This window comes from Microbacterium sp. MDV22-iso44, assembly GCF_058629135.1.
The window spans coordinates 463,374-489,085 of sequence record NZ_JBZVWS010000002.1; the positions used below are offsets into that span (position 1 = coordinate 463,374).

The 25,712-nt window shown below is 70.9% G+C and carries 23 protein-coding genes; 13 read left to right on the forward strand and 10 right to left on the reverse strand.

The window, feature by feature from the left end; all coding sequences use genetic code 11:
* Positions 1-64 precede the first annotated feature (64 nt).
* Positions 65-1,783, forward strand: coding sequence for a RecQ family ATP-dependent DNA helicase (locus AC4NN1_RS09035; protein ID WP_491955213.1), 1,719 nt, complete (start codon positions 65-67; stop codon positions 1,781-1,783).
* A gap of 105 nt (positions 1,784-1,888) precedes the next feature.
* Here AC4NN1_RS09035 and AC4NN1_RS09040 read toward each other — a convergent pair whose 3' ends face one another.
* The 3 genes from AC4NN1_RS09040 to AC4NN1_RS09050 all read right to left on the reverse strand — a co-directional run bounded on the left by AC4NN1_RS09040 (position 1,889) and on the right by AC4NN1_RS09050 (position 5,241).
* Positions 1,889-2,773: an aldo/keto reductase gene (locus AC4NN1_RS09040; RefSeq protein WP_491955089.1), complete on the reverse strand. Its 885-nt coding sequence runs from the start codon at positions 2,771-2,773 to the stop codon at positions 1,889-1,891.
* A 76-nt stretch (positions 2,774-2,849) separates the two neighbouring features.
* Positions 2,850-4,559, reverse strand: coding sequence for a long-chain-fatty-acid--CoA ligase (locus AC4NN1_RS09045; RefSeq protein ID WP_491955090.1), 1,710 nt, complete (start codon positions 4,557-4,559; stop codon positions 2,850-2,852).
* Positions 4,560-4,626: 67 nt separating this feature from the next.
* A complete protein-coding gene (locus tag AC4NN1_RS09050) occupies positions 4,627-5,241 on the reverse strand; it encodes a TetR/AcrR family transcriptional regulator (RefSeq protein WP_491955091.1) in 615 nt (204 codons plus the stop codon).
* Positions 5,242-5,315: 74 nt separating this feature from the next.
* Here AC4NN1_RS09050 and AC4NN1_RS09055 point away from each other — a divergent pair, with 74 nt between their 5' ends.
* From AC4NN1_RS09055 to AC4NN1_RS09065, 3 genes are all read left to right on the forward strand, one after another.
* Complete coding sequence (locus tag AC4NN1_RS09055; protein ID WP_018185495.1) at positions 5,316-5,927, forward strand: GNAT family N-acetyltransferase; 612 nt, start codon at positions 5,316-5,318, stop codon at positions 5,925-5,927.
* A gap of 9 nt (positions 5,928-5,936) precedes the next feature.
* Complete coding sequence (locus AC4NN1_RS09060) at positions 5,937-6,449, forward strand: DUF2087 domain-containing protein (RefSeq protein ID WP_491955092.1); 513 nt, start codon at positions 5,937-5,939, stop codon at positions 6,447-6,449.
* A gap of 64 nt (positions 6,450-6,513) precedes the next feature.
* The gene (locus AC4NN1_RS09065; protein ID WP_491955093.1) at positions 6,514-7,581 is read left to right on the forward strand and encodes a sodium:calcium antiporter; all 1,068 of its coding nucleotides are present in this window, start codon (positions 6,514-6,516) and stop codon (positions 7,579-7,581) included.
* Positions 7,582-7,591: 10 nt separating this feature from the next.
* Here the strand turns inward: AC4NN1_RS09065 and AC4NN1_RS09070 are convergent, their stop codons facing one another.
* Positions 7,592-8,635, reverse strand: a complete 1,044-nt coding sequence (locus AC4NN1_RS09070) for a S66 family peptidase (RefSeq protein WP_491955094.1) — start codon at positions 8,633-8,635, stop codon at positions 7,592-7,594.
* 108 nt (positions 8,636-8,743) lie between these two features.
* On the opposite strand from AC4NN1_RS09070, the gene AC4NN1_RS09075 reads away from it, so the two are divergent.
* Positions 8,744-10,810 carry a PhoX family protein gene (locus tag AC4NN1_RS09075; RefSeq protein WP_491955095.1) on the forward strand — a complete coding sequence of 689 codons (2,067 nt, stop codon included), beginning with the start codon at positions 8,744-8,746 and terminating at the stop codon, positions 10,808-10,810.
* Between the two features lie 12 nt (positions 10,811-10,822).
* Here the strand turns inward: AC4NN1_RS09075 and AC4NN1_RS09080 are convergent, their stop codons facing one another.
* Positions 10,823-11,704 (reverse strand): helix-turn-helix transcriptional regulator, encoded by an 882-nt coding sequence (locus AC4NN1_RS09080; protein WP_491955096.1) that lies wholly within the window; start codon positions 11,702-11,704, stop codon positions 10,823-10,825.
* 101 nt (positions 11,705-11,805) lie between these two features.
* Between AC4NN1_RS09080 and AC4NN1_RS09085 the strand changes: the two genes are divergently transcribed.
* The 3 genes from AC4NN1_RS09085 to AC4NN1_RS09095 are packed head-to-tail and all read left to right on the forward strand — an operon-like array spanning position 11,806 to position 14,630.
* The gene (locus AC4NN1_RS09085) at positions 11,806-13,047 is read left to right on the forward strand and encodes a multidrug effflux MFS transporter (protein ID WP_491955097.1); all 1,242 of its coding nucleotides are present in this window, start codon (positions 11,806-11,808) and stop codon (positions 13,045-13,047) included.
* Positions 13,044-13,571: a cyclophilin-like fold protein gene (locus tag AC4NN1_RS09090; RefSeq protein ID WP_491955098.1), complete on the forward strand. Its 528-nt coding sequence runs from the start codon at positions 13,044-13,046 to the stop codon at positions 13,569-13,571. Before AC4NN1_RS09085 ends, AC4NN1_RS09090 begins: the two co-directional genes overlap by 4 nt.
* Before the next feature lie 24 nt (positions 13,572-13,595).
* Entirely contained in the window at positions 13,596-14,630 is a 1,035-nt protein-coding gene (locus tag AC4NN1_RS09095; protein WP_081416952.1) for a zinc-binding dehydrogenase, read from the forward strand.
* Here AC4NN1_RS09095 and sfnG read toward each other — a convergent pair whose 3' ends face one another.
* Positions 14,631-15,779, reverse strand: a complete 1,149-nt coding sequence (gene sfnG / locus AC4NN1_RS09100; protein ID WP_491955099.1) for a dimethylsulfone monooxygenase SfnG — start codon at positions 15,777-15,779, stop codon at positions 14,631-14,633. It lies immediately after the preceding gene.
* A gap of 241 nt (positions 15,780-16,020) precedes the next feature.
* On the opposite strand from sfnG, the gene AC4NN1_RS09105 reads away from it, so the two are divergent.
* Positions 16,021-17,274, forward strand: coding sequence for an acyl-CoA dehydrogenase family protein (locus AC4NN1_RS09105; RefSeq protein WP_018185505.1), 1,254 nt, complete (start codon positions 16,021-16,023; stop codon positions 17,272-17,274).
* 200 nt (positions 17,275-17,474) lie between these two features.
* Here the strand turns inward: AC4NN1_RS09105 and AC4NN1_RS09110 are convergent, their stop codons facing one another.
* Positions 17,475-19,301 (reverse strand): acid phosphatase, encoded by a 1,827-nt coding sequence (locus AC4NN1_RS09110; protein WP_018185506.1) that lies wholly within the window; start codon positions 19,299-19,301, stop codon positions 17,475-17,477.
* Between the two features lie 192 nt (positions 19,302-19,493).
* On the opposite strand from AC4NN1_RS09110, the gene AC4NN1_RS09115 reads away from it, so the two are divergent.
* Positions 19,494-19,922 (forward strand): MarR family winged helix-turn-helix transcriptional regulator, encoded by a 429-nt coding sequence (locus tag AC4NN1_RS09115; protein WP_018185507.1) that lies wholly within the window; start codon positions 19,494-19,496, stop codon positions 19,920-19,922.
* 71 nt (positions 19,923-19,993) lie between these two features.
* On the opposite strand, the gene AC4NN1_RS09120 is transcribed toward AC4NN1_RS09115, so the two are convergent.
* Positions 19,994-20,443, reverse strand: coding sequence for an Hsp20/alpha crystallin family protein (locus tag AC4NN1_RS09120; RefSeq protein WP_018185508.1), 450 nt, complete (start codon positions 20,441-20,443; stop codon positions 19,994-19,996).
* A gap of 139 nt (positions 20,444-20,582) precedes the next feature.
* Here AC4NN1_RS09120 and AC4NN1_RS09125 point away from each other — a divergent pair, with 139 nt between their 5' ends.
* Together AC4NN1_RS09125 and AC4NN1_RS09130 are read left to right on the forward strand one after the other, a co-directional pair.
* Positions 20,583-22,634 (forward strand): prolyl oligopeptidase family serine peptidase, encoded by a 2,052-nt coding sequence (locus AC4NN1_RS09125; protein WP_491955100.1) that lies wholly within the window; start codon positions 20,583-20,585, stop codon positions 22,632-22,634.
* Positions 22,635-22,679: 45 nt separating this feature from the next.
* Positions 22,680-24,110, forward strand: a complete 1,431-nt coding sequence (locus tag AC4NN1_RS09130) for an alpha-amylase family glycosyl hydrolase (protein ID WP_491955101.1) — start codon at positions 22,680-22,682, stop codon at positions 24,108-24,110.
* A gap of 12 nt (positions 24,111-24,122) precedes the next feature.
* On the opposite strand, the gene AC4NN1_RS09135 is transcribed toward AC4NN1_RS09130, so the two are convergent.
* Both AC4NN1_RS09135 and AC4NN1_RS09140 read right to left on the reverse strand, forming a co-directional pair.
* Positions 24,123-24,545 (reverse strand): organic hydroperoxide resistance protein, encoded by a 423-nt coding sequence (locus AC4NN1_RS09135; protein WP_020097977.1) that lies wholly within the window; start codon positions 24,543-24,545, stop codon positions 24,123-24,125.
* A gap of 13 nt (positions 24,546-24,558) precedes the next feature.
* A complete protein-coding gene (locus tag AC4NN1_RS09140; RefSeq protein ID WP_020097976.1) occupies positions 24,559-24,981 on the reverse strand; it encodes a MarR family winged helix-turn-helix transcriptional regulator in 423 nt (140 codons plus the stop codon).
* Between the two features lie 100 nt (positions 24,982-25,081).
* Between AC4NN1_RS09140 and AC4NN1_RS09145 the strand changes: the two genes are divergently transcribed.
* Entirely contained in the window at positions 25,082-25,711 is a 630-nt protein-coding gene (locus tag AC4NN1_RS09145; RefSeq protein WP_491955102.1) for a ThuA domain-containing protein, read from the forward strand.
* Position 25,712 lies beyond the last annotated feature (1 nt).

Genomic DNA, 25,712 nt, shown 5'->3' on the forward strand with positions numbered 1-25,712 from the left:
ATCGAGCCTGGCACGCGGTCCTCCCGTGCGGCGGTCAGGGAACGGCGGGATCCTGCCAGGCTTGGTGCCCGAGGCATCCGGTGTCAAGGGTGTCCTCGGACGTTGCGGCGTCGACGACCGTGGAGGGATGCCACGCCGCTCCACCTCTGCATCGTCCGCCCCCGATCGCGCCGAGGTCGAGCGCGTCGCCGCTGAGCGGTTCGGGCTGACGCATCTGCGACCGGCGCAGCTCGACGCGATCGAGGCCGCTGCCGGCGGGCGCGACGTGATGGTCGTCTGGGCGACCGGATCGGGCAAGTCCGCCGTCTACCAGGTGACCGCGGCGCTGCGGCCCGGCGTCACCGTCGTCGTGTCTCCTCTCATCGCGTTGCAGGAGGACCAGCTCGCCGGTCTCGCGCACGCCCCCGATGCGCCGAAGGCCGTCGCCCTCAACTCCGGGCGGGGCGAGAAGGCCCGCGCCGAGGCGTGGCGCCGCCTGCGCGAGGGCGAGGCGACCTACGTGCTCCTCGCACCCGAGCAACTGGCAGGCGACGAGGTCGTCGCCGAGCTCGCCACCCTCGACATCGCGCTCCTCGCCGTCGACGAGGCGCACTGCATCGCCTCCTGGGGGCACGACTTCCGTCCCGATTACCTCGGTCTCGGCGAGGTCGCCGAGCGCCTCGGGCGGCCACCGATCCTCGCGCTGACCGCGACGGCATCCACCCCCGTCCGAGAGGAGATCGCGGCCCGCCTCGGACTCGTCGACCCGTCGATCCACATCGGCGACGTCGACCGTCCGTCGATCCGCCTCGGCGTCCGCCGGCACGGCGACGACCGTGAGAAGCGCGCAGCCGTGGTCGACGAGGTCGCCTCGCTTCCCGTCCCGGGGCTCCTCTACACATCGACGCGGCGCTCGGCGGAGCAGTACGCCGACGACCTGACCGAGCGCGGCAAGCGGGCCCGGGCGTACCACGCCGGTCTCCCGTCGAAGGAGCGGGCGGAGGTGCACCGGCAGTTCCTCTGCGACGAGCTCGACGTCGTCGTCGCGACGAGCGCGTTCGGCATGGGCATCGACAAGGAGAACGTGCGCTTCGTCATCCACGCCGACGTCCCCGAGTCGATCGACGCCTACTTCCAGGAGCTCGGCCGCGCCGGCCGCGACGGCGACGAGGCCCACGGCACCCTGCACTACCGCGCGGAGGACCTCGCCCTGCGGCGCTACTTCGCGACGAAGAATCCGGATGCCGCCGAGCTCCGCCGCCTCATGCGGGCGATGTCGACGCGGGCACGCCTGAAGTCCGCTCTCGCGAAAGAATCCGGACTCTCGCCGCGCCGCGTCACGGGACTGCTCACCCTGCTTATCGACACCGGATCGGCGCGCGCGTCGAAGTCCGGGGTGTCGCTCCGGCGGAACCTCGACGAGCGCGCGGCCGTGAAGGCGGCGCTCGAGCGGGTCGACGAGCGCGAGCGGATCGAGCGCTCCCGAATCGAGACGATGCGGGAGTACGCCGAGACGCGGCGCTGCCGGCGGCAGGTGCTGCTCGGCTACTTCGGGCAGGACCTCGACGAGCCATGCGGCAACTGCGACACCTGCGCGGCAGGAGCAGCAGACGCCGTTCGGGCCCCGGCATCCGCTTCGGACGCGGGATTCGAGATCGATGAGAAGGTGTCGCACCGCGACTGGGGCCCGGGCACGGTCGTCTCGATCGACGACGACCGCATGCGGGTGTTCTTCGACAGCGAGGGCTACAAGGTGCTCTCGCTCGAGATCGTCGAGCGAGAGCACCTGCTCAAGGCCGGCTGACGTGCCGAGTGCAGGTCCAGAGGTGGTTTGGGGCCGCCACGGCCGCCGTTTCGCACGCTGAACCTGCATCGGGCACGGCGACCGAGCCCCAGGGCCGAACGCGCCTCAGACCTCGATGCCGACGGCGGTCGAGCAGCGGGCGAGCTCGTCCGCCGACAGCTCGAGGTTGCGCGCCTGGAACGAGTCGGTGATGGATGCCGGGCGGCTCGCCCCGGGGATGGGGATGACGGTCTCGCCGAGCGACAGCTCCCAGGCGAGGACGACCTGCTGGGGGCTCACGCCGTGCGCCTGGCCGATCTCGGCGATCACCGTGAACCGCTCCCCGATCGAGCCGGCGCCGCCGATGCCGCCGAGCGGGCTCCACGGCAGGAAGGCGATGCCGTTCTCGACGCAGTACCGGAGCTCGCCGTAGCTGCCGGGATGCCGCGGGGAGAACTCGTTCTGCACGCTCGTCAGGTTGCCCTCACCGAGGACCTCCTGCGCGATCTGGATCTCCTCGACGCTGGCGTTCGAGATGCCGACGGTGCGGACGAGTCCCTCGTCCTGCAGCGTCTTGAGGTTCTGCATGACCTCGCCGTAGACCATCCAGCGGTCGGGGCGGTGGTACTGGTACAGGTCGATGACGTCGACCTGCAGGTTGGCGAGCGACTTCTGGACGGCGCTGCGGAGGTAGCCGAGAGATCCGTCGCGGCCGAAGTCCTTCTCGGCCGTCCGGGTGATGCCGCCCTTCGTGGCGACGACGATCGACGACCGGTCGCCGTCCCAGCCGGCGAGTGCGTCGGCGACGATCCGCTCGTTGTGGCCCATCTCGTCCCAGCTGGGGGCGTAGATGTCGGCGGTGTCGACGAGCGTCACGCCCGCGTCGAGCGCCGCGCGCACCGTCGCGACGGCGTCGTCGTGCGAGGGCAGACCGTTGCCGTTCATCGACACCGGCATCGCGCCGAGTCCGATGGCCGAGACGGTGAACGGTCCGAGTGTGCGCTGCGACATGAGTCTCCTTCGACGGGGTGGGGTGCGGCATCCACCCTGCCAGTCGACACCGCCCAGCGCGACGACCCTTGACAGATCAGCCCGCGGTCAGCTGCTCCCGCACCTGGCGGCGCAGCACCTTGCCGATCTGCGAGCGCGGCAGATCGTCGAGTTGCACGACCTTGCGGGGCACCTTGTAGGCGGCGAGGTGCGAGCGGGCGAAGTCCTTGAGGGCGGATGCCTCGAACGCCGTCCCCGGCTTCATGACGACAGCCGCGACCACGTCCTCGCCGCCGGTGGCCCGTGGGACGCCCACGATCGCGGCGGACTCGACGTCGGGGTGCAGCGTCAGAACCTGCTCGACTTCGCTCGGGCTGACGTTGAACCCGCCCGTGATGATGAGCTCCTTGACGCGGTCGACGACGGTGACGAAGCCGTCCTCCGAGACGGTGACGATGTCTCCGGTGCGCAGCCATCCGCCGTCGAGGAGGACCGCGGCGGTCTCCTCGGGGCGGCGCCAGTAGCCCTGGAACACCTGCGGCCCGCGGATGAGGAGCTCGCCCGCCTCACCGGCGGGACGGTCGACGTTCGGGTCGTCGGGGTCGACCACCCGGATGTCCGTGCTGGGGAACGGCACGCCGACGGTGCCCGGGCGGCGCGTCGCGCCGATCGGGTTGCCGAGGGCGACCGGCGAGGTCTCGGTCATGCCGTAGCCCTCGACGAGCAGGCCGCCCGTGACCTCCTCCCACCGGGTCACGGTGGGGACCGGGAGGCTCATGGCACCCGAGATCGCGAAGCGGATCGTCGAGAGGTCGACGCCCTTGCGGGTGCTGGCCCGCGACAGCGCGTCGTAGATCGGCGGCACGCCCGGCAGGAACGTCGGCGGCGACTTCTTCAACGCGCCCACGACGAGGTCGACGTCGAACTTGGGGAACAGCACGATCCGTGCCCCGATCGACACCGCGAAGGTGAGGCAGAGGGTCAGCCCGTAGGCGTGGAACATCGGGAGGACGGCGTAGAACGTCTCTTCGCCCTCGGTCAGCCCCGGCACCCACGCGCGCCCCTGCTCCGCGTTCGAGCGGAGGTTCCGGTGCGAGAGGACGGCGGCCTTCGGCATCCCGGTCGTCCCGCTCGTGAGCTGCAGGAGCGCGGTGTCGTCGAGGACGGGCCGCGCGTACTTGCGGGGCAGCCGGCGGGCGTTCGTGAACTGCGACCACCGGATGATCCCCCGCGCGGTCGGCTTCGAGGTCAGCGCCTCGCGTCGCTCGCGGAGGGCGGGGACGGGCAGGCGCAGGGCGGTGCGCGATGCCCAGGGCAGGGCGTCGGTCATGTCGACGGCGACGATCGCGGCGGGCGCGATGTCGCTCGGGAACTCGGCGACCATGTCGGCGATCTTGTCCCAGACGATCGCGACGACGGCCTCGTGCACCTCGAACTGGTGCCGCAGCTCACGGGCCGTGTAGGTCGGGTTGTGCTCGACGACGATCGCGCCGATGCGCAGAGCGGCGTAGAACGCGACGATGTGCTGAGGGCAGTTCGGGAGGACGAGCGCGACGCGGTCGCCGGCGCTGACGCCGAGCTTGCGCAGGGCGTTCGCCGCGCGCGAGACCTGCTCGCCGAGTTCGGCGTAGGTGGTTTCGGCGCCGAAGAACTCGGTCGCGACCTTCGACCCGTAGCGCGCGACCGAGTGGTCGAGCAGGTCGACGAGCGTCTCGTCGACGGGGTCGATGTCTGCGGGGACGCCGGGCGCGTAAGCGGCCAGCCAGGGGCGTTCCTGCAGATCGGATGCCGGCGGTGTCGAAGTCATCGTCGTGTGTCCTCCTCGGTGTCCCGCCAGCGTAGGGCGGTTTTTCGATGCGTCTGCTGTGCGTCCGCTACGCGCGTTCGAATGCGGCGAGCCCCGCGGCGAACACCCGGATGACATCGTCGACGTGGTCGTCGTCTCCGGTCGCGAGCCACCACGCGGCGAGTCCCTCGGCCGCCGCATGCACGACGGCCACGAGCGTCGCCGTCGGCGCGGTCAGCACACCGTCGCGGGACGCGATCCACGCCTCGACGAGCCGCTCGATCTCCCCGCGGACTGCCTCGGTCTCGGCCCGTGCGGCACCGGCGAGCGCCTCGGATGAGCGGGCCATCGCGGTGAGCTCGGCGAGACGTTCGTGTCGCACGCGCTCGCGCCGCAGCTCGGCGACGAAGGTGTGGAGCGCCGCAGCGACGGCATCGCCGAGGGGGAGCGGTGCGAGCGGCTCGGCCCACAGCCGGTGCGTCAGCAGCCCGGACTCCCGCTCGAGCAGGGCGGTCACGAGATCGGCCTTCGACCCGAAGGCGTAGCTCACGACGCGATGGGCGACACCCGCTCGCTGCGCGACGCTGCGGAGCGACAGCGCGGCGACCCCGTCGTGCACCATGACCTCGACCGCGGCGTCGAGCAGCTGGCGTCGGCGATCGTCGACGTCGAGATAGGTCCGGCGAGGTGACGGGTCGTTCACAGTGATCTCCGAGCGTGCGGCGCGTGGTGGCATCCATACTAGTTTTATCCACTCGGACCAATTGAGGAGATCTCATGATCAGCGTGACCCCCGCCCGTGCCACCGACCTCGCTCCCGCCGCCGCGATCCTCGCCGAAGCGTTCGCGCAGGACCCCGTCATGGCGGCCGTCGTGCCGGGCACGCGGCGTCGGCACGAACGGCTCACCGATCTGTTCCACGGCCTGCTCGCCAGTGGGCCGTACGCGACGGGCACGGTCGACCTCGCGCGCGATGCGGACGGCACGATCCTCGGCGTCGCCGCGTGGGAGGGGCCGCACGCCGAGCGGGGGGCGCTCGCACGCCAGGCGTCGGAGCTCCCCCGCTTCGCGCGGGCGCTCGGCTGGCTCGGGATGCCGCGGGCCCTGTCCCTGCTCTCTCGCCTCGCGCGCCACCGGCCGCGCGCCCCGCACTGGTACCTCGCCGAGATCGGAGTGAGCGCCGCGGCGCGCGGCAGGGGCGTGGGCGGGGCGCTGCTGTCGGCGCAGCTCGACACGCTCGACACCACACGTCAGAGCGCGTACCTCGAATCCTCCACTCCCGACAACCGTCGCCTCTACCGACGCCTCGGGTTCGAGGAGCTCAGCCCGATCGAGGGCGTGCCGGGGGCGCGGCCGGTCGCGATGCTGAGGCTGCCCGCCGCGCGATAGCGTGCTGGCATGGACCGATCGGGCGATGACCAGTGGCGTCCGCTCGTGGCCGCGCTCGCGAACGACCGCGTTCGCGAGGCGTTCGCCCGGCTGACACTCGGGGCCACTGCGGACGACGCCCTCGAGGGCCTGTCGCCGTCGCGTCGGCGCCACGTGGTCGAGACGCTGCAGCGCGCCGGGCTGCTCACGGATGACCTGCGGGCGGACGGCGGGGCGTTCGCCCGCGTCCTGGCCGCCGCGCCTTCCGCGCCGAGGCCGACGGGCATCGCGCGCTACCTCTCACCTGACGGACGTCTGATCGGGTATCCGTCGAATCCGGACGAACGCCGCGAACTCCTGATTCTCCTCGCCGCCCGCATCCTCGCCCCCGGCGAGGTCCTGGACGAGCGCGGGATCAACGAGCGGCTCGAAGCCCTCACCGACGACGTCGCCGCCCTCCGGCGGCACCTCGTCGACCACGACCTCGTCGAACGCACGCGGTCGGGTACCGAGTACGCGCTGGTCGTCGACCCGTCCTCGTAGGAGACGCTCTGCCGGCGCCGTCAACCGCTATACGGACGGCCGCCTCCGGGTGTGCACTGGTGCGGTGAACTCGCTCCCGTTCTGGCTGGTCGTCGTCGTCTTCGTCGCAGCCGCCGCCGTCGTCTGGGTCGCCGGCATCCAACTCTCGAAGACCACCGACGTGCTCGACGCGCGCTGGCACATCGGCAGCGCCTTCGGCGGGCTGATCATCCTCGCCGTCGCGACGAACCTGCCCGAGATCGCCATCACGGTCAGCGCCGCCGCGGCGGGCAACCTCGGGGTGGCGGTCGGCAACATCCTCGGTGGCATCGCACTGCAGACCGTCGTCCTCGTCGTACTCGACGCGTTCGGCCGCCGGGGCCGCGGGGTGAAGCCGTTGACCTACCGCGCGGCATCCCTCGTGCTGGTCCTCGAAGGGCTCGTCGTGGTGGCCGTGCTCGCGGCCGTCGTGGCCGGCAGCCAGCTGCCGGAAGGACTCGTCGCCCTGCGCCTCACGCCGGACGTCGTCCTCATCACCGCGCTCTGGATCGCGGGCCTGTTGCTCGTGCAGCGCGCCGGTCGCCACCTGCCCTGGAGCGGCAGCGGAACCGTCGACGATGCGTCGCCGCACACCCCCGGACACCGCCGCTCGAAGCCGCAGCACCCCCACAAGAGCCGGCCGACATGGCTGGTCGTCACGATCTTCCTGGTCGCCGCCGCGGCGACGCTCGGCGCCGGTGTGGTCCTCGAGCGCGCCGGCGACGCCATCGCCGAGGACATCGGGCTCTCGGGCGTCCTGTTCGGCGCCACGTTCCTCGCCCTCGCGACCTCGCTCCCCGAGATCTCCACAGGCCTGCAGGCGATCCGGCAGGGCGACGACAACCTCGCGATGAGCGACATCTTCGGGGGCAACGCGTTCCTTCCGGTGCTCTTCCTCGTCGCGACCGTCATCTCGGGCCAGGCCGTCCTGCCGCGCGCGGGCGCGACGGACATCTACCTCACCGCCCTCGCTGCCCTGCTGACCCTGGTCTACGTGGTCGGGCTCATCTTCCGTCCTTCGCGGCGGATACTGGGGATGGGCGTCGATTCGCTGACGGTCCTCGTGCTCTACGCGGTGGGGGTCGCGGGCCTGTTCGCGGTCGCCTCCGGCTGAGCCCGCCAGGTCAGTCGTACGAGGCGAACACGCGCCGCTCGACGCCGTCGAGGCGCATCGTCCCGCCGTACGGCACGATCCACTGCGGACGCGTGTGCCCGAAGGGCACGCCGACGCAGACGACGGCGTCGGGGTTGTAGCGGGCGACGAGCCCGGTGACCACCTCGCGCTGCGCCTCGCGGCGCGCGCGCCGGGTCTCGGCATCCGGTTCGTCGCCGAATGTGCTGACCGGCGGCCGCGCGACGACGCCCGCGACGGCGCCGAGCACGCCGCGCTCGCCCAGTGCGCGGACCCAGCGCGCGACGAGGCGGGGCGAGGGCAGTTCCTCACTCGTCTCCAGCAGGAGGATGCCACCGCGGAGGTCCTCGAGCTCCGGCATCCGTCCCGCCAGGCCGATCTCGTCGAGCACGTCGAGGCACCCGCCCCAGGTGCGGCCCTCGACGACCTGCGTCGGCCCGGACCACGTCCACGGCTCGGTCGGGACGCGGTCGCCGTACGAGATCAGCGCCCGTGGGTCGAGCCAGTCCACACCGGTGTCCTCGGATTCGCCCGGTTCGGTCAGCTCGAGCTCGCCGCCGTCGAACAGCGCGGCGCGCAGCGACTGCAGATGGATGCCGTCGACCCCCGGCCCCGCGCCGATGTGCACCTGCGTCGACCCGCCGTAGAAGCCGGGCACGCCCGCCTGCCAGAGGGCGTTCAGCAGGTGTGTGTTGTCGCTGTACCCGACGAACGGCTTCGGGTCGGCGAGCGCACCCGCGAGGTCGACGTGCGGCACGACCGTGATCTGGTCGTCCCCGCCGATGCTCGCGAAGACGGCACGGACGTCGGATGCCGCGAGCGCCGCCTCGACGTCGGTGGCGCGGGCGCGCGGGTCGGCCCCCAGCATCCGCGTCGTCGGATACTCGACCGGCTCGAGCCCGAGTTCGTCGCGGATGCGGCGGAGCGCCTGCTCGTGCACCGCGGGGGCGAAGCCGGGCGCCGCGAACGACGGCGAGAGCACGGCGACGCGGTCGCCGGGGCGGAGCTTCGAAAGGGTTCGGAATGAGCGGGGCACGCCCTCATCGTGGCACCCGAGGACCGTCACGCGCTGTTCACCGGTGATTCACCCCGTCGCAGGAACGCCGACGGATCCTGGAACGGATCTGCACGAGAGGACCCCCCTGTGACCACTGTGGAACCCCCCACCACCCGCACGACGCTTCCCCTCGCGGCTCACGCCGTCGGAAAGCGCTCCGCCGTGACCTGCCAGTTCAAGTGCGCGAACGCGTGCCTCGGCCCCGAATGCAACGGGTCGGACAACCCGACGTTCCGCAGCATCGCCGAGCTCGCTCTCTCGCGCCGCATGCTCATCGGCGCCGCGGCCGCGGGCGCCGTCGTGGTCGCGACGGACGCGTTCGGCGTCCTCACCCCCCAGGCCGCATCCGCCGCCACGACGGGCGGGGCGGTCGAGTCCCACTGGGGCTGGAATCACCACAGCCTGCCGTTCCAGCCGATCGCTCCGGTCCCGGCAACCGTCGACGCGCTCACGGTCCCGAAGGGCTACACGTGGTCGCCGATCATCCGCTGGGGCGACCCGCTGTTCTCGGACGCGCCGACGTTCTCGCTCGACGGGCAGAGCCGCGCCGCGCAGGAGCGCCAGTTCGGCTACAACAGCGACTACCTCGACGTCCTCGCCGACCGCTCCGGCAAGACCGGCGTCCTCGTCAACAACCACGAGTACGTCAACCCGAACATCATGTTCCCGCCGTCGACGGATGCCGCCGAGCTCCGCCGTCGCGGTGAGGTGTTCAAGGCGGCCCAGGGCATGTCGGTCGTCGAGATCACGCGTCGTCGCCGCGGCAAGCCGTGGCGCTACGTGGTCGACGGCCGCCGCAACCGGCGCATCACGGTCGAGACCGTGTTCGAACTGACCGGCCCCGCCGCCGGCTCCGACCTGGTGAAGACCGCCGCCGACCCCGAGGGCCGCTGGGTCCACGGCACGCTCGGCAACTGCTCGGGCGGCACGACCCCGTGGGGCACGATCCTCTCGGGCGAGGAGAACTTCAACGGCTACTTCGCGTGGGCCGCCGACACGGCCGGCCAGAAGCGCTACCAGGCGAGCGCCTCGCGGACGACCTCGACCGGCTGGGAGGCCTACGACCCGCGGTTCAACTCGTTCGACCCCGGCTACGTCAACGAACCCAACCGCTTCGGGTACATCGTCGAGATCGACCCGGACGACCCCACCTCGACGCCCAAGAAGCACACCGCGATGGGTCGGTTCAAGCACGAGGGCGCGAACGTCATCGTCGCGGAGGACCGCCGCGTCGTGGCCTACATGGGCGACGACGAGCGCAACGACTACCTCTACAAGTTCGTGTCGAAGAACCGCATCAGCTCGTCGCGCAAGAAGAACATGTCGCTGCTCTCGGAGGGCGACCTGTACGTCGCGCGATTCCGCGGCGACTCCCCCGCGAGCCAGATCGACGGATCCGGGAAGCTTCCCTCCGACGGCGCCTTCGACGGCACGGGCGAGTGGATCGCGCTGACCCGGCACGGCAAGAGCGTCGTCCCCGGCATGACGATCGACGAGGTCCTCGTCTACACGCGCCTCGCCGCCGACAAGATGGGCGCGACGAAGATGGATCGCCCCGAGGACGTGCAGCCGAGCCTCCGCACCGGCAAGATCTACGTGGCCCTGACGAACAACTCCGACCGCGGCAAGACGTCGATGGTGGATGAGGCGAACCCCCGCACCGGCAACCGCTTCGGTCACGTGCTCGAGATCACCGAGCGCCACGGTCAGGCGGGCACGTCGTTCGGCTGGAGCATCCTGCTGCAGTGCGGCAACCCGTCCGACCCGAGCACCTACTTCGCGGGCTACCCGAAGGACAAGGTGTCGCCGATCTCCTGCCCCGACAACCTCGCGTTCGACGAGGACGGCAACCTCTGGATCTCGACCGACGGCGCCCCGAGCACGATCGGGTTCAACGACGGCCTGTTCCGGGTCCCGCTCACCGGACGGGAGCGCGGCCACGTGGAGCAGTTCCTCGCCGTGCCCCGCGAGGCCGAGACGTGCGGCCCCGTGATCCACGCGCGGGAACAGCTGGTGTTCGTCGCGGTGCAGCATCCCGGCGAGAACGGCACCGTCGCAGCTCCCACCTCGCTGTTCCCCGACTACGGCTCGACGCGACGGGGCGACATCCCCAACGCGCCTCGACCGTCGGTCGTGCAGGTGTACCGGAGCTGATCGGAGCCAGCGTCAGCCCGCCGGCGGGCTGACGCGGGAGCGATCGTCCGCCGCCAACGACCCGAGCAGCCCCAACCGCTCCGCCGAGGGTGAGCCGGGCTCGGCGCTGTAGATCAACAGGACACGACCGGGCTCCGCGGTGACGGCGAGCTCCTCGTACACGAGGGTGAGTTCGCCGACCGCGGGATGCCGGAAGCGCTTCTTCCCGGAACCGTGGGCACGGACGTTGTGGGCGGCCCACAGCTTCCGGAACTCGTCGCTGCGGGTCGACAGTTCGCCGACGAGATCCTGGATGCCCTTGTCCTGCGGGTCGCGGCCGGCCTCGGCGCGGATGACGGCGACGCACATGTCCGCGAACAGATCCCAGTCCGGATAGAAGTCCCGCGCGACGGGATCGAGGAACTGGAAGCGTGCGAAGTTCGGGACGCGTCCGCCGTCACCGATGAGAGGCGAGTAGAAGGCTCGGCCGAGATCGTTGAACGCGATCAGGTCCTGACGCTGGTCGCGCACGACGGCCACCGCATCCGTGATCGACGACAGCGCCCACTCGAGGCTCGGACGGACCGGCCCCGACTTCGAGGCGCGACGACGGTGGCGCCCCGAGGCGGGAATCCCGTCGGCGTTGCGTGCGAGGTCGAGAAGGTGCGCGTGCTCGGCGTCGGAGAGGTGCAAGGCGCGGGACAGGGACTCCAGCACCGCACCGGACGCGCCCGCGATCGCTCCCCGTTCGAGCTTGGCGTAGTACTCCACGCTCACGCCGGCGAGGGCAGCGACCTCGCTGCGCCGGAGCCCCTCGACCCTTCGGCCCGGTCCCGCGGGGATCCCCGCCGCATCCGGCGTCACGCGTGCCCGACGCGTCATGAGGAACTCACGGACCTCGGCTCGATTGTCCATGCCCACAGGCTAGATCGGCCGAGCCGGATCAGGGATGCCCTCTCGGTACACCTTCCGGCAGGGACTCCCGCCCGCGCCCGAGCGCGACGACGCTGAAGGACATGACCGCATCCGCTCTCACGCAACGCACCGGCTCCCGGAGGGCGCTGCCGACCCTGCTCCTGCTGCTGACCGTGTTCGGCCCGATCTCGATGGACCTCTACCTCCCGGCCCTCCCCGCGCTGACGGCGGAGCTCGACGCCGTCACCTCCGTGGCTCAGCTCACCGTCACCGCCTGCCTGATCGGGCTCGCCGCCGGCCAGCTGATCGCAGGCCCCCTCTCGGACCGGTTCGGACGCCGCGGCATCCTGCTCGTCGGCATCGCCGCGTACGTCCTGATGTCGGCGGTGTGCGCGCTGAGCCCAACGGTCGAACTGCTGATCGCGGCCCGGTTCGTGCAGGGGCTGGCCGGCGGGGTCGGCATCGTCATCTCGCAGGCCGCGGGCCGCGATGTGTACACGGGCGGCGCGTTGATCCGGTTCTACGGGCGCCTGACGGTCGTCGGCGGCCTCGCCGCGATCATCGGGCCCCTCCTCGGCGGACTCCTCGACGCGGTCACGGACTGGCGCGGCCTGTTCGTCTTCCTCGCCGCGATCGGGGCGGCCATCCTGGTCGTCACGCTGCGGATGTTTCCCGAGACGCTGGCACCCGAGGAGCGGACCGCCGGCGGCTTCGCGCACACCGTCGCCGACTTCCGGACGCTCCTGCGGGACCGGGCATTCGTCGGGGCCGTCCTGAACCAGGGGTTCCTCTACGCCGCCCTGTTCGCCTACCTCGCCGGATCGACCTTCGTCCTGCAGGACGTCTACGGGCTGTCCCCGCTCGGCTACGCGCTCGCTTTCGGGCTGAACTCGGCGGGCTTCATGACCCTGGGACACCTCGCCGGGCGCTCCGCCGAGCGGTGGAGCATTCCCGGCACCCTGACCGCCGGCGTCCTGACGTCAGGTGTCGGCGCGATCGGACTCCTCGTCGCCGGCCTCACCGCCCTTCCCCTGTGGGTCGTCATCGTGTCGCTGTTCCTCTTGGCGGGCGGGGTCGCGATCTCGTCTCCCCCGGCGACGACCCTCGCCCTCGCCGACTATCCGCGGATGGCGGGCACGGCCTCATCCCTCCTCGGGATGGTGAGGTTCGGGTTCGGGGGGGTCGCGGCTCCGCTGGTCGGGGTCGCCGGTGCCCTCAGCATCCTGCCGCTCGGCATCGTCACAACGGTCTCCGTCCTCCTCGCGGGCGCCTCCTTCCTGTTCCTCGCCCGCGGACGCACCGCATCGGCGGTCCGCTCCCCGCAGGTCGGGAGCGCCTCGTGATCGGCGACCCCCGCGGACGGATGCCGCGCCGCAGGGCAGCTGTCGGCTTCGGGCTGCTCGGCGTGGCCCTGCTGGGCGGCTGCGCCGCCGAACCCACTCCGCAGCCCGCGGCGACCCGCCCGGACGCGCCCTCGGCCTCGGCATCCGTTCCGGCGGAGGTCGTGGGGACGCGCATCCGGTTCTCGTCCGACCGCACCACGATCGACGTCACGATCGGCGAGGACAGCCCGGCGGTGCGCGATCTCCTATCCCTCCTCCCGGCCGAGCTGTCGTTCGAGGACCTGAACAGCCGGGAGAAGATCGCCTCCCTGCCCCGCGAACTCGCCTGGCAGGGATCATCGGGCTCCGACCCGGAGGACGGCGACCTCATCTACTACTCACCCTGGGGGAACCTCGGGTTCTACTACGACGCCTCCGGGATCGAGTACTCCGACGACACGCTCCACATCGGCACCTACGACGCCACCGAAGAACAACTGGCGCTCCTCGTGGGCGGACCCGTCACCGTCGAGATCATCGACTGACCACTGAGACAAGGAACAGAAGTCATGCGCGCAACCCTCATGTACTCCGCGGGCGACGTCCGCGTCATCGACGTACCCGAGCCCACCCTCGAAGCGCCCACGGACGCGATCATCCGCGTCACCTACGCGTGCGTCTGCGGCTCCGACCTGCACCCGTATCACGACCTCGAGGACACCCCCGAGGGACGCCGCATGGGGCACGAGGCCGTCGGCGTGGTGGAGCGGATCGGCGAGGACGTGACGACCCTCCGGGTCGGCGACACCGTCATCGTCCCCTTCGCCTGGTCCGACGGCACCTGCACGTTCTGCCGCGACGGGATCACGACCTCCTGCATCCATGGGGGCTTCTTCGACGGCGCCGCATCCGCCACCCAAGCCGAGAAGCTGCGGGTGCCGTACGCCGACGGCACCGCCGTCGCCATCCCGGCCGGCACCGACGAGGCGCTCATGCCGTCGCTGCTGACGCTGTCCGACGTCTACCTCACCGGCTACCACGCGGCTATCCGCGGCGGCGTCGAGGCGGGCAAGACCGTCGCGGTGATCGGCGACGGAGCGGTGGGCCTCTCCGCCGTGCTGGCTGCGCGGCAGCTCGGCGCCGAGACCATCATCCTGATGGGCCGGCACACCGCCCGCACCGACCTCGGCCGCGAGTTCGGGGCGACACACGTCGTCGCCGAGCGCGGCGAGGACGGCGTCGCGAAGGTGCTCGAGATCACCGGCGGCGAGGGCGCCCATGTCGTCCTCGAGGCGGTCGGCCACATGCCGGCATACGAGCAGGCTTACGGCATCGTCCGCCCCGGCGGCGTCATCTCGCGCGTCGGCGTCCCCCAGTACGAGGATGCCGCGGTCGGGTTCACCTCGCTGTTCGGCAAGAACGCGACCCTCACCGGCGGGCCGGCCACCGTCCGCGCCTACCTCGAGGGCGCCATCCCCCAGGTGCTCGACGGCACCATCGAGCCGGGCAAAGTCTTCGACCGCGAGCTCCCCCTCGACGACATCGCCGAGGGCTACCGCCTGATGGATTCGAGGGAGGCGCTGAAGGTCCTCATCCGCCCCTGATCAGCGGGCGACGCCGATCGGGTCGCCGGTGCGGGCGAGGTCGGCCTCCAGCTCGCGGACGATCGGGATGACCTTCTCGCCGAACGCCTCGAGCTCCTCCTGGAAGTGCAGGAAGCCGAGCAGGAACAGGTCCACCCCGCGCTTCTTGTAGGCGATGATGCGCTCGGCGACCTGCTCGGGCGGACCGAACAGCTGGGTGCGGAAGCCGTCGTTGTACTGCACGAGGTCCTCGAACGAGGAGTCGGCCCACATCCCCTTGCGGTCCGCGGTGGATGCCCCGGCCTGCTGCACCGACTTGCGGAAGCCTTCGACGGACGCCGGATCGGCCTGCGCGATGATCTCGCGCAATTGCTCACGTGCTTCCGCCTCAGTGTCGCGGACGATCGCGAACCCGTTCAGACCGAACCGCACGGTGCGCCCGTGCTCAGCGGCGACCCGGGTGACGTCGTCGTACTGCTCGGTGAACCCGTCGAAGTCCTTGCCGTTCGAGAAGTACCAGTCGGCATGAGCGCCGCCATTGAAGCGCGCGGCCGTCGAGTTGCCGCCCTGGAAGATGTCCGGATGCGGGCGGCCGGGCACCGGGTAGGGGCCGGGGCGCAGCGTGAAGTCGTTCACGCGATAGAAGTCGCCGTGGAACTGCACGTTCTCCTCGGTCCAGAGCTTTCGCAGCGCCTCGATGAACTCGGCGGAGCGGCGGTAGCGCTCGTCGTGCTCGAGCCACGGGAGGCCGAGCTTCGTGTACTCGTCCTTGAACCAGCCCGAGACGACGTTGACGGCCGCGCGGCCCTTCGAGAACTGGTCGGCCGTGAGGATGAACTTGGCCAGCACGGCCGGCTCCCACAGGCCCGGGTGGACGGCGGCGATGACCTTCAACTTCTCGGTCGCGAGGAGCAGGGCGAGGCTGATCGACGTCGACTCGTGCTGCTGAGCCGCGCCGTAGCTCGACAGGTAGCGCACCTGGCTCAGGGCGTACTCGAACCCGACGCGCTCGGCCGTCTGAGCGAGCTTCACGTTGTAGTCGTAGTCCCACGACGTCCGCTGCTCGATGTTCGACACCACGAGGCCGCCGCTGACGTTGGGCACCCAGTACGCGAACTTCAGCGGCTCGTGGGTCGAGGCCTGGTCGAACGAGGATGTCTGCTCGGTCATGGTGTTCTCCGTGGGCTGGCGACGCGGGCGGGCGGGCGACGCGATCGGATGGGTTCCCCGGAACCTTCCGCCCGGGCGCCGGGCAGTGTCAATCGATGTGAACGCGTGTGTCGGGGCGTGACGGTGTGTGTCGGCCCGTGACGACGGGATGCCGCGATTCACGTCACAAACGCGCCCCGCGCGGATTCGGCGAGTAGCAAGGGTGCGACGACCACGACCCCCACTGCTGAGAGGCGACGACATGACCCGGCATCACGACCCCGCACGCCACGACGAGCTCTCGCTCGGCACCGACTACGAGACGCTCGCGGCGCGGTTCCGGCCGTTGTTCGCGCAGATCGCCGACGGCGCGGTGGACCGCGAGAACGACCGTCGGCTGCCGCGCGAGGAGATCCGGCTGCTCACCGATGCCGGGTTCGGCGCCGTCCGTGTCCCGCGTGCGTACGGCGGGTCCGGGGCATCCCTCCCCCAGCTGATCGAGCTGCTCACCGAGCTCGCTGCCGCCGACTCCAACATCCCGCAGGCGCTGCGGGGCCACTTCGCCTACGTCGAGGACCGCCTCAACCAGCACGCGACCGTCGACCAGTCGGCCTGGTTCACGCGCTTCGTCTCGGGCGAGATCGCCGGGAACGCCTGGACCGAGATCGGCGAGGTGAAGGTCGGCGACGTCAACACGAAGGTCACCCGTCGCGGCGACGACCTCGTCGTCAACGGCACCAAGTTCTACAGCACCGGGAGCATCTTCGCCGACTGGCTCGACGTGTACGCAGAGCACGACGGCGTCCCCGTGATCGCGATCGTGCGCGCCGATCAACCCGGCGTGACCGTCCACGACGACTGGGACGGCTTCGGGCAGCGCACGACCGGCAGCGGCACGACGATCCTCGAGGACGCCCGCGTCGATCCCGACGACATCACCGTCTTCGCCGATCGCTTCCGCTACCAGACGGCCTTCTACCAGCTCGTCCACCTCGCCACGCAGGCCGGCCTCGTCGCGGGCGCGGCGCGGGAGGTCGCGGCACACGCCCGCGCCCGCACGCGTGTCTTCAGCCACGGCTCCGCCGGAACCTGGGCAGAGGATCCGCTCGTGCAGCAGACCGTCGGGGTGGCGACGGCGCAGGGGTTCGCTGCCCGGGCGGTCGCGGTGCGGGCGGCCGAATCCGCGCAGGACGCCTACGTGGCGCGCTTCGCGAGCGATCCCGAGGCCGAGGAACGCGCCAATCAGCGCGCCGAGATCGAGTCCGCCCAGGGACAGATCGTCCTCACGTCCCTCTCCCTCGAGGCGACGAGCACCGTGCTCAACGCGCTCGGCGCGTCGGCTGTCTCCGAGACGAAGCGCCTCGACCGCTTCTGGCGCAACGCCCGCGCTGTGTCGTCGCACAACCCCGTCATCTTCAAGCAACGCATCGTCGGCGACTGGGCGATCAACGGCACGCCCGTCCCCTATGTGTGGGCGATCGGGCAGCAGCGGACGACCGCCGCCGCGGCGCGGTGAGGGCCACACCGGACACCGAGCTTGCTCATCACAAATTGATAACAGGAATTCCTTGCCACCGTTATCTCGCCGTTATACAGTCATTGCACGGTAGATGTTTTGCTGTGGCAGCTACCGACATGTGATTGCAGGACACTCTTGGTGCAAAGGGACAAGGGCCGGCTGGATGCCTCTCCAGCCGGCCCTTACTGCATCACCCGTCAGGCGGTCTCGCTCCGGCGGCGGCGCATCACGAGCACCGTCCCGAGCGCGAGAAGCGCCGCACCGGCACTGCCTGCGACCCACAGCGGCCCGGCCTGACCACCGGTCGACGCCAGCTCGTCGCCGTCAGCCGCCGCGACCGCACCGCTCGAGACGGTCACCGCGGCCCATCCGACGAGATCGCCGGACTCGTCGACGACGGCGACCCGATGGGCGCCGGGCTCGACGTCGTTCGGCAGCGCGAAGCTCGCGGCACCGGCGGCATCCGCCGTCACCTGTCCGAGCGCCGTCGGCGTCGAGTACAGGAACCCGGAGTACCGCTCGCCGGCCGTCAGCCCCGAGACGACGACGCGGTCGCCGCGGACGGACGCCTGGATGCCGCCCTCTGCCGCAGCCGGCAGGTCGTCACCGTTCGCGACCGGCGCACCAGGGGTGCCGCCGGTCGACGGGAGCGTCGGCTGGGGAGCGGGGGTCGGCTCGGGCGAACCGGTCGGTGCGGGCGCGGGAGTGGGCTCAGCCGTGGGAGCCGGCGTCGGCTCCGGGGCCGGGGTGGGCTCGGGCTGCGGGCCCGGGCTCGGCTGGGGCTGCGGGGTGGGCTCGACGCTTCCGTCGCCGATCACGACCGAGCCGTCCGCCTTCACGGTGACCTTCGCGGCCATAGCCGCCGCGAGGTTCATCCGCTGCCAGCTCTCCTGCTCACCCACGTCGAGGGGGTTGCCGGAGTCCTCGGCGGTCAGCGCGAGCACCTGTCGACGCTGCGCCGGCGTCAGGTCGGGGTGGGACGAGACGAGCAGCTCCTCGGCTCCCGCGGGCACCACGACCTTCTCACCCTTGGGGCCGATGTCGGGGAAGCCGTACCCGAGGTGCTCCTCGTAGTACGCGAGCGCCTTGTCGGTCGGCAGGTACGGGACGTCCTTCTTGATGCAGTTCTCGAGGGTGTCGCCGCAGCCGCGCTCCAGAACGCCGCGCAGTTCGTCGGCGGCTTCGTCGACGAGCGCGCGCATGGCCGGGTCGGCGAGGCGGAGCGCGATGATCTTCTGGCCCATCATGCGGCCGCTGATGACGTCGAGTGGGTAGTGCGCAGCCATCACGACGCGGTTGTTGCCGGCCTCGGCCGTGCGGGCGAGGATCTGCGGCGCGAGCTGGGGCAGCATCTCGGCGAGCGCCGTGCCCTGCCAGTACGCCTGCGACGTGTGGCCCGACGGGAAGGAGCCGCTCGTGGAACCCCACGCGTCGCCGCCTTCCTTGTCGCGGTAGACGAGGTCCTTCGTCTTGTCGAGACGGATGTACGGCCGGTCGTAGTCGAAGTAGTTCTTGGGCGGGTTCGTCGACGAGGTCGAGCCGAGCTTGCCGCCCTCCTTGTTGAGCAGCCAGGTCACCTTGGGCAGTTCGCCGTCGGCGATGGCCTCGGCGTAGATCGCGCCGAGCTTCTTCCCGAACGCGTCGCCCATGCTGACGGACATGTCCTGGTACTGGTCGACGATGGCCCGCTGGACCTGCGCCTTCGAGGCCGTCCGGTTGATCTCGCTCGTCAGCTCGTCGTTGTAGTCCATGACGGCCGCATTGCCGCCTGGGCCGCGGTCGGTGCGGAGGTTCTGGAAGACATCCATCATCCGGACCGACCAGTTGTCGGCGCTGGGAGCGCTCGAATCGCCCGTCGAGGCGGTCGCGTCCGACGAGTAGGTCGCCGTCTTCTGCGCCTCGGTGAATCCGTCCGCCGCGAAGGCGGGGACGGCTGCCAGAGTGCACGCGACGAGGATGCCGAGGCCCCCGATCGCGCCGCGAGTCCGGCTGCCTGCTCGTCTTGTCTGTTTCTTCACGCTCACGGGCGCGCCTCACTTCCATCGGTTGCGGGAGTCGTCGCAGACTATCGATGACACGCGGGTTTGTCAGGACATAGCGACAACACAGTTCATGAGAATGCTCTCCTGAGCGTGCGAACGGCACGTGACGGCGCGGTGAAGCCGAGGCGACCATCGGCGCTCGGCGCGTCTGCCCGCGGCGATACAGTTGACGCCATGACCGATCGACGCCTCGCCATCGCCGCGTGGGAGAGCCTCTTCCGCGCGCAGCACGAGGTCATGGCCGAGATCTCCCGGGACTTCGACGACGATCAGCTGTCCGGTGCCGAGTACGACGTCCTGCTGACGGTGACGCGCTGCGATGAGCACACCGCACGCCTGCGCGACGTGACCGCCAACATGCTCATCAGCCAGCCCAGCGTCTCGCGGCTGGTCGACCGGATGGTGGCACGCGGGCTCGTCTCCAAGCAGCCCGACCCGCAGGACGGCCGCGGCGCGATCCTCCGCGCGACCGACAAGGGCGCGACGATGTTCCGTCGGCTGGCGACGGTCCACGGTCGGACGATCGCCGAACGGATGTCGGTCCTCACCGACGACGAACTCGCACAGCTCGAGAAGCTGACCGCGCGCCTTCGCGGCGTGTGACACATGCGAATCGCCCCGCATCCGAGACGGGATGCGGGGCGATTCGCGTCAGTGCGAGGATGCCGCGGTGATCACTGGTCGATCGGCTGCGGATCGCTCTCGCGGGCGGAGATGGTCGGGGCCGAACCGTCGGCGACCACCTCGACCTTGCGTGGCTTGGCCTTCTCGCTCACCGGGATGGTGACGGTGAGCACACCGTTGCTGTAGGTCGCCGTGATGGCGTCGGTGTCGATGCCCTGGCCGAGGTTCAGCTGGCGCAGGAAGCTCGCGGTCTCACGCTCGCGCGTGATCCACTTCACCCCGTCGGCCGCCCCCACGGTGCGCTCGGCGCGGATGGTGAGCAGCTGGCCGTCCACGTCGATGTCGACCGAGCCCGGGTCGATGCCCGGCAGGTCGGCGTTCAGGACGTAGTGGTCGCCGTCGCGGAACAGGTCCATCGGCATCCGTCGCGGGCCGCGGCGCGTGTCGAAGAGGGTCGACGCCAGGCGGTCGATGTCACGGAACGGGTCGTAGGTTGCCATGATTCTCTCCTTCGGTGATGTGGTCTTAAAGTTGAGCCCCTGCGGCTCAAGTACGTTCAGATTAGCACTCTGACCCACCGAGTGCCAACGGTTCTCGCACGGCGAACGCCCACGTCGGAGACGGCCTTAGGCTGGCGACATGAGCGCCCACGAGACCGCCCCCGAGCCCGCCGACCCGTTCCTCTGGTTGGAGGAGATCGACGGACCCGAGGCCCGCGCCTGGGCAGCCGAACGGACCGCCGAGACCGAGGCGGCCTTCTCGGGCGACACCCGCACCGCGCTCGAGCACCGCCTGACAGGCATCCTTCAGGACCCCGATCGACTCGTCGTCCCGAGCCGCCACGGCGATCTCATGTACGACCTGTGGCGGGATGCCGCGAACCCCCGCGGCCTGTGGCGACGGACATCCCGCGCCGCCTTCGCAGCGGGCGAACCGACCTGGGAGGTGCTGCTCGACGTCGACGCGCTCGGCCGCGAGGAAGGCGTGGCGTGGGCGTTCGCGGGCGCGGCTCACGGACCTGCGGGCAGCGGGCGGGCGCTCGTGCGGCTGAGCCCCGACGGCGGCGACGCCACCGTCGTGCGCGAGTTCGACCTCGACGCACGTCGTTTCGTCGACGACACCCCGTTCGCCCTCGACGCCGAGAAGACGATGATCGCGTGGGTCGACCGCGACACCCTGCTCGTCGCCACCGCACTGCACGGCGGCGGCGTGACCGACTCGGGGTATCCGATCAGCGCCCGCGCCTGGCGACGGGGCGAGTCGCTCGCGGACGCGCCGCCCATCGTGACGGGTGTCGCCTCGGACGTCGGCGTGTTCGCGCACGTCGACCGCACCGGCGGTACGGCGACGCCGATCGTGGTCATCGCGCACGACTTCTTCCACTCCGAATCGTGGGTCTGGGACGGCGGCGAGCCGCGTCTGATCGCCGTGCCGCAGGACGCGAACGTCGATGTTCACGGCGACCTCGTCACCGTGCGGACCACGACCCCGTGGCGCATCGGCGAGACGACGCATCCGTCGGGCACCCTCCTCATCGGTCCACTCGAGACCGTCACGGAGGGCGACGGGTCGGACCTGCGCGTCGCCTTCGCCCCGAGCGACACGGCGGTGCTCGAAACGTGGACGTGGACCCGCACGCGCCTGGTCCTCACGATCCTCGACCGCGTGCAGAGCCGGCTCGTGTCGCTCGATCCCGAGACGCTGACCGGAGTCGACATCGACCTGGGCCTCGGCGACGCCGATCTCTTCAGCGCGAGCGTCGCCACCGTCGACGACGACGAGGACGACGAGCTGTGGGTGGTCGCTCGCGGCTTCCTCACTCCCCCGACGCTCCTGGTGATCGCCCCCGGCGCCGAGCCCCGCGTCGTCGACCGCAGCCGCCCCACCTTCGACGCGTCCGGACTCGTCGCGGAGCAGCACTGGGCGACGTCGGCCGACGGCACGCGCGTGCCCTACTTCGAGGTCGGTCCGCGGGAGCGCTCCGGCACTCTCCCCGTCCTCATGAACGGCTACGGCGGGTTTGAGCACGCGCTCACCCCGGAGTATCCGACGATCGTCGGCCCCGCCTGGCTCGAGGAGGGACGCGTGTACGTCGTCGCGAACATCCGCGGCGGCGGGGAGTTCGGACCCGAGTGGCACCTGGCCGCCCTGCGCGAGAACCGCCACCGCGCATACGAGGACTTCGCCGCCGTCTCGCGCGACCTCGTCGCACGCGGCGTCTCGACCCCCGACCGCATCGCCTGCCACGGCCGCAGCAACGGCGGCCTGCTCGTCGGCAACATGCTGACCCAGTACCCCGACGACTTCGGGGCGATCGTCTGCGGCGTGCCCCTCCTCGACATGAGGCGGTACACGCGACTGTCGGCCGGTGCCAGTTGGATCGCGGAGTACGGCGACCCCGACGACCCGGCCGAGTGGGAGTTCGTGAAGACCTTCTCGCCGTATCACCTCATCGAGCCCGGGCGGCGGTACCCGGCATCCCTCATCTATGCGGCCGCGAGCGACGACCGGGTCGGCCCCGTGCAGGCGCGCAAGATGGCGGCACGGTTGGCAGACGAGACGGATGCCGAGGTGCACTACCTCGAGCCCATCGAGGGCGGTCACTCCGGAGCGATCGACGCGGCCTCGACCGCCGCACTGCACGCGACGATCCACGCGTTCCTCGACCGCACGGTGGCGCGCGCCGACTGAGCGGCGGGGGCCCGCCCTCTACGCTGGGGGCGGGAGGTCCACCGCATGAGCACCATCGGGGCCGTCGAGGATGACCTCGCGGCGACGCTGTCCGCTGTCGCGGAGCGCGTCCGCATCGACGACGCCGCGGCCGAGCGGATCCGCCAGCACGTCCCCGGGCTGCGCGCGGCGCTGGCCCGACGCGGATCGTCTGCCGATCTCGTCGACCTCGTGACGGCGGCGGTCGTCGCCGCGAACGGTCGCTCCCTCGACCTCAAGGTGCACGGCGAGCAGCGCGCCGCGAACCCCGTGCGCACGAGTTCGCGGTTCGCCCTCGGCGCCGCCTGCTACGCCGACAGGTACGCCGGCAACCTCGCCGGGCTCCGTGACGAGATCCCCGCGCTCCGCGACCTCGGCCTGAGCGTGCTGCACGTCCAGTCACCGTTCGCCCGCCGGGAGGACGGCACGATCGACCTCCGTCGCGGCGACCCCGGTCTCGGATCGATCGACCGCCTCTCCGACCTGGCTGCCCACCTTCGTCTGTCCGGCATCTCGCTCGCGGTCGACGTCCCCGCGCGCGACGATCTCGCTGGACTCGTGGACGATCTCCTCTTCCTCGCCGGGCGCGGGGTCGAGGTCTTCCTCCTTCCGGCTCGCGACACGGTGGGCGTCCTCGCCCCCGTGCTGGCGATCGGTGCACCGGGAGTCGATGTGCTCCCGGCATCCCCCGGTTCCGCTCCCCTCTGGCACGCGCTCGCCACGGGCGACGCGACACCCCTGCAGCGCGCGCTCGAGGCACGCGACGGCAGTATCGACGTCGCCGCGGTGCGGGATGCGGACGCGGTGGTGTGGCGAGCGGATGCCGCCGAGCTCACCGCTCGCTACACGGGCGGCTCCTCGTTCGGGCGCGGCCTGGCGACCGCGGACGGCGTGGCCGGAACGACCGCGTCGCTCGCCGGGGTCGAGGCGGGCGACCCGCTCGGCGAAGCCCGCGTGGCCCTCGCGCACGCGTTCGCGCTGAGCGTGCCGGGTCTTCCCGTGCTGTGGCTGGGCGACGAGGTCGGTCAGCTGAACGACCCGACGTTCCGCGACGATCCCGAGCGCCGCGACGACCCGCGCTGGACGCATCGCGGTCAGAAGCCGCGTGACCGCTACGCGCAGAAGACGGATGCCGCCACCTCGGCCGGCCGCATCCACCGCGACCTCACGAAGCTCATCGCCGTCCGCCACACGACGCCGGAGTTCGACGGGACGCGCCTGATCGGTTTCGACGTCCCCGCTCCGTCGGTCGTCGCGTATCAGCGCCCCGGTGACGGGTCGGTCGTGCTGGTGCTCGCGAACATCGCTTCAGAGCCCGCGCACGTTCCGGCGGTGACGCTGTCCGGCTTCGCAGCTGCCGCCCTCGACCTGGTCGAGGGTGTCGAGATCGGAATCGACGAAGGGCTCACGCTGCCCGCCTGCGGATTCCGCTGGCTGCGCGTGAGCCCTGTCGTCTGAGTCCGGCCGAGATCAGTCCTCGACGACCGTGACGGTGACCTCGATGTTGCCGCGCGTGGCGTTCGAGTAGGGGCACACCTGGTGTGCGGCGTCGGCGAGCGCCTGCGCCTGGTCGTGCGGGAGGTTCGGGATGACGACCTCGAGCTGCACAGCGAGACCGAAGCCGCCCTCGCCGTTGGAGCCGATGCTGACGCGCGAGCCGACGCTGGTGTCCTCCAGGGTCACCTTCTGCGCGCGGGCGACGGACTGCAGGGCGCTGTGGAAGCACGCGGCGTAGCCCGCGGCGAAGAACACCTCGGGGTTCGGGGCGCCACCGGCGCCACCCATCTCCTTGGGAACGCGCACGTCGGTGTCGACGAGGCCGTCGACGGTGCGGACGTGTCCGTTGCGGCCGCCTCCGGTTGCGAGTGCTTCTGCGGTGTAGAGAGCTTCCATGATGTCCTTCGGGTCAGGAGGCGATTGCCTCGTCGGTGGTACGCATGACGCGGTTCAGGTCGTGGACCACGTCGAGCAGCATCCGCGCCTTCTCCTCGTCGAGTCCGGTGCAGCGCGCGATCTCCGCGCCGACGACGGACAGCTCCGAGCGGAGCGCACGGCCGTCGTCCGTCAGCGAGACCTCGACGACACGGTCGTCGTGAGGGCTGCGCGAACGGGAGACGATGCCGCGCGCCTCGAGGCGGCGGATGAGCGGCGAGAGGGTCCCGGAATCGAGGAAGAGCTCAGCGCCCAACTCCTTGACCGACCGGGGCTCCTGATCGCCGAGAGCGACGATGACGAGGTACTGCGGGTACGTCAGCTTCCACGGCGCGAGCACGCGCCGATACGCCTGTCCGAAGGCGTGGCTGGCCGAGTACACCCCGAAGCACACCATCTGCTCGATCGCTCTCATGTCTTTATGGTTGCACGCAATTGAGTTGCGCACAACTTAACTGAGGGTGAACGATCCTCGCGATCGTTCGTAGAGTAAGCGGATGCGTCGTGTACTCGTCTTCTCGGGCGGTGCGGATTACGCCGACCCGTGGCATCCGTTCGTCGAAACGAGTGCGATCGTCGCGGAGGTGCTCCGGGAGGAGGGCGACGCCACCGTCGTCGACACGCTTGAAGACCTCGCCGCGCGGATCGACGCTGCGGACCTACTCGTGATCAATGCGGGCGGCGGCACCGCGCCGCATCCGCTCGACTCGCGCCTGGCCGAGATCCTCGCGGGGTACCGCGGTCCGCTTCTCGTCCTGCACGTCGCGGCGACGCTGCTGCCGGAGCACGCGGCGTGGGAGGCACGGCTCGGCGGACGCTGGGTGCGCGACGTGACCTTTCACCCCGAGCGCGGACCGCTGCACGTGCGGCCCGTCTCGGCATCCGTGGCGGATCTGGCCGACCTCGACACGGTGGATGAGGCGTACACGGCGCTGCGGGTCTCTCCCGACGCCGACGTCCTTCTCGTGCACGACGACGCCGACGGAGTCGCGCACGCGCTCGCCTGGACGCACGAGAACGACGGATGCCGCGCCGCCTACAGCGCGCTCGGACACGACGCGGAGGCCTACGCGTCGTCGCTCGCGCCGGAGGTCATCCGGCGACTCACCCGCTGGCTGCTCGCCTGAG

Coding starts and splice junctions, on each gene's coding strand:
- AC4NN1_RS09040 (WP_491955089.1), bottom strand. CDS start 2,773: ATGTCGCAGCGCACACTCGGACCGTTCACCGTCTCGGCCATCGGACTC.
- AC4NN1_RS09045 (WP_491955090.1), bottom strand. CDS start 4,559: ATGACTTCGACACCGCCGGCATCCGATCTGCAGGAACGCCCCTGGCTG.
- AC4NN1_RS09055 (WP_018185495.1), top strand. CDS start 5,316: ATGATCAGCGTGACCCCCGCCCGTGCCACCGACCTCGCTCCCGCCGCC.
- AC4NN1_RS09060 (WP_491955092.1), top strand. CDS start 5,937: ATGGACCGATCGGGCGATGACCAGTGGCGTCCGCTCGTGGCCGCGCTC.
- AC4NN1_RS09080 (WP_491955096.1), bottom strand. CDS start 11,704: ATGGACAATCGAGCCGAGGTCCGTGAGTTCCTCATGACGCGTCGGGCA.
- AC4NN1_RS09085 (WP_491955097.1), top strand. CDS start 11,806: ATGACCGCATCCGCTCTCACGCAACGCACCGGCTCCCGGAGGGCGCTG.
- AC4NN1_RS09095 (WP_081416952.1), top strand. CDS start 13,596: ATGCGCGCAACCCTCATGTACTCCGCGGGCGACGTCCGCGTCATCGAC.
- sfnG (WP_491955099.1), bottom strand. CDS start 15,779: ATGACCGAGCAGACATCCTCGTTCGACCAGGCCTCGACCCACGAGCCG.
- AC4NN1_RS09105 (WP_018185505.1), top strand. CDS start 16,021: ATGACCCGGCATCACGACCCCGCACGCCACGACGAGCTCTCGCTCGGC.
- AC4NN1_RS09115 (WP_018185507.1), top strand. CDS start 19,494: ATGACCGATCGACGCCTCGCCATCGCCGCGTGGGAGAGCCTCTTCCGC.
- AC4NN1_RS09120 (WP_018185508.1), bottom strand. CDS start 20,443: ATGGCAACCTACGACCCGTTCCGTGACATCGACCGCCTGGCGTCGACC.
- AC4NN1_RS09125 (WP_491955100.1), top strand. CDS start 20,583: ATGAGCGCCCACGAGACCGCCCCCGAGCCCGCCGACCCGTTCCTCTGG.
- AC4NN1_RS09130 (WP_491955101.1), top strand. CDS start 22,680: ATGAGCACCATCGGGGCCGTCGAGGATGACCTCGCGGCGACGCTGTCC.
- AC4NN1_RS09135 (WP_020097977.1), bottom strand. CDS start 24,545: ATGGAAGCTCTCTACACCGCAGAAGCACTCGCAACCGGAGGCGGCCGC.
- AC4NN1_RS09140 (WP_020097976.1), bottom strand. CDS start 24,981: ATGGTGTGCTTCGGGGTGTACTCGGCCAGCCACGCCTTCGGACAGGCG.
- AC4NN1_RS09145 (WP_491955102.1), top strand. CDS start 25,082: ATGCGTCGTGTACTCGTCTTCTCGGGCGGTGCGGATTACGCCGACCCG.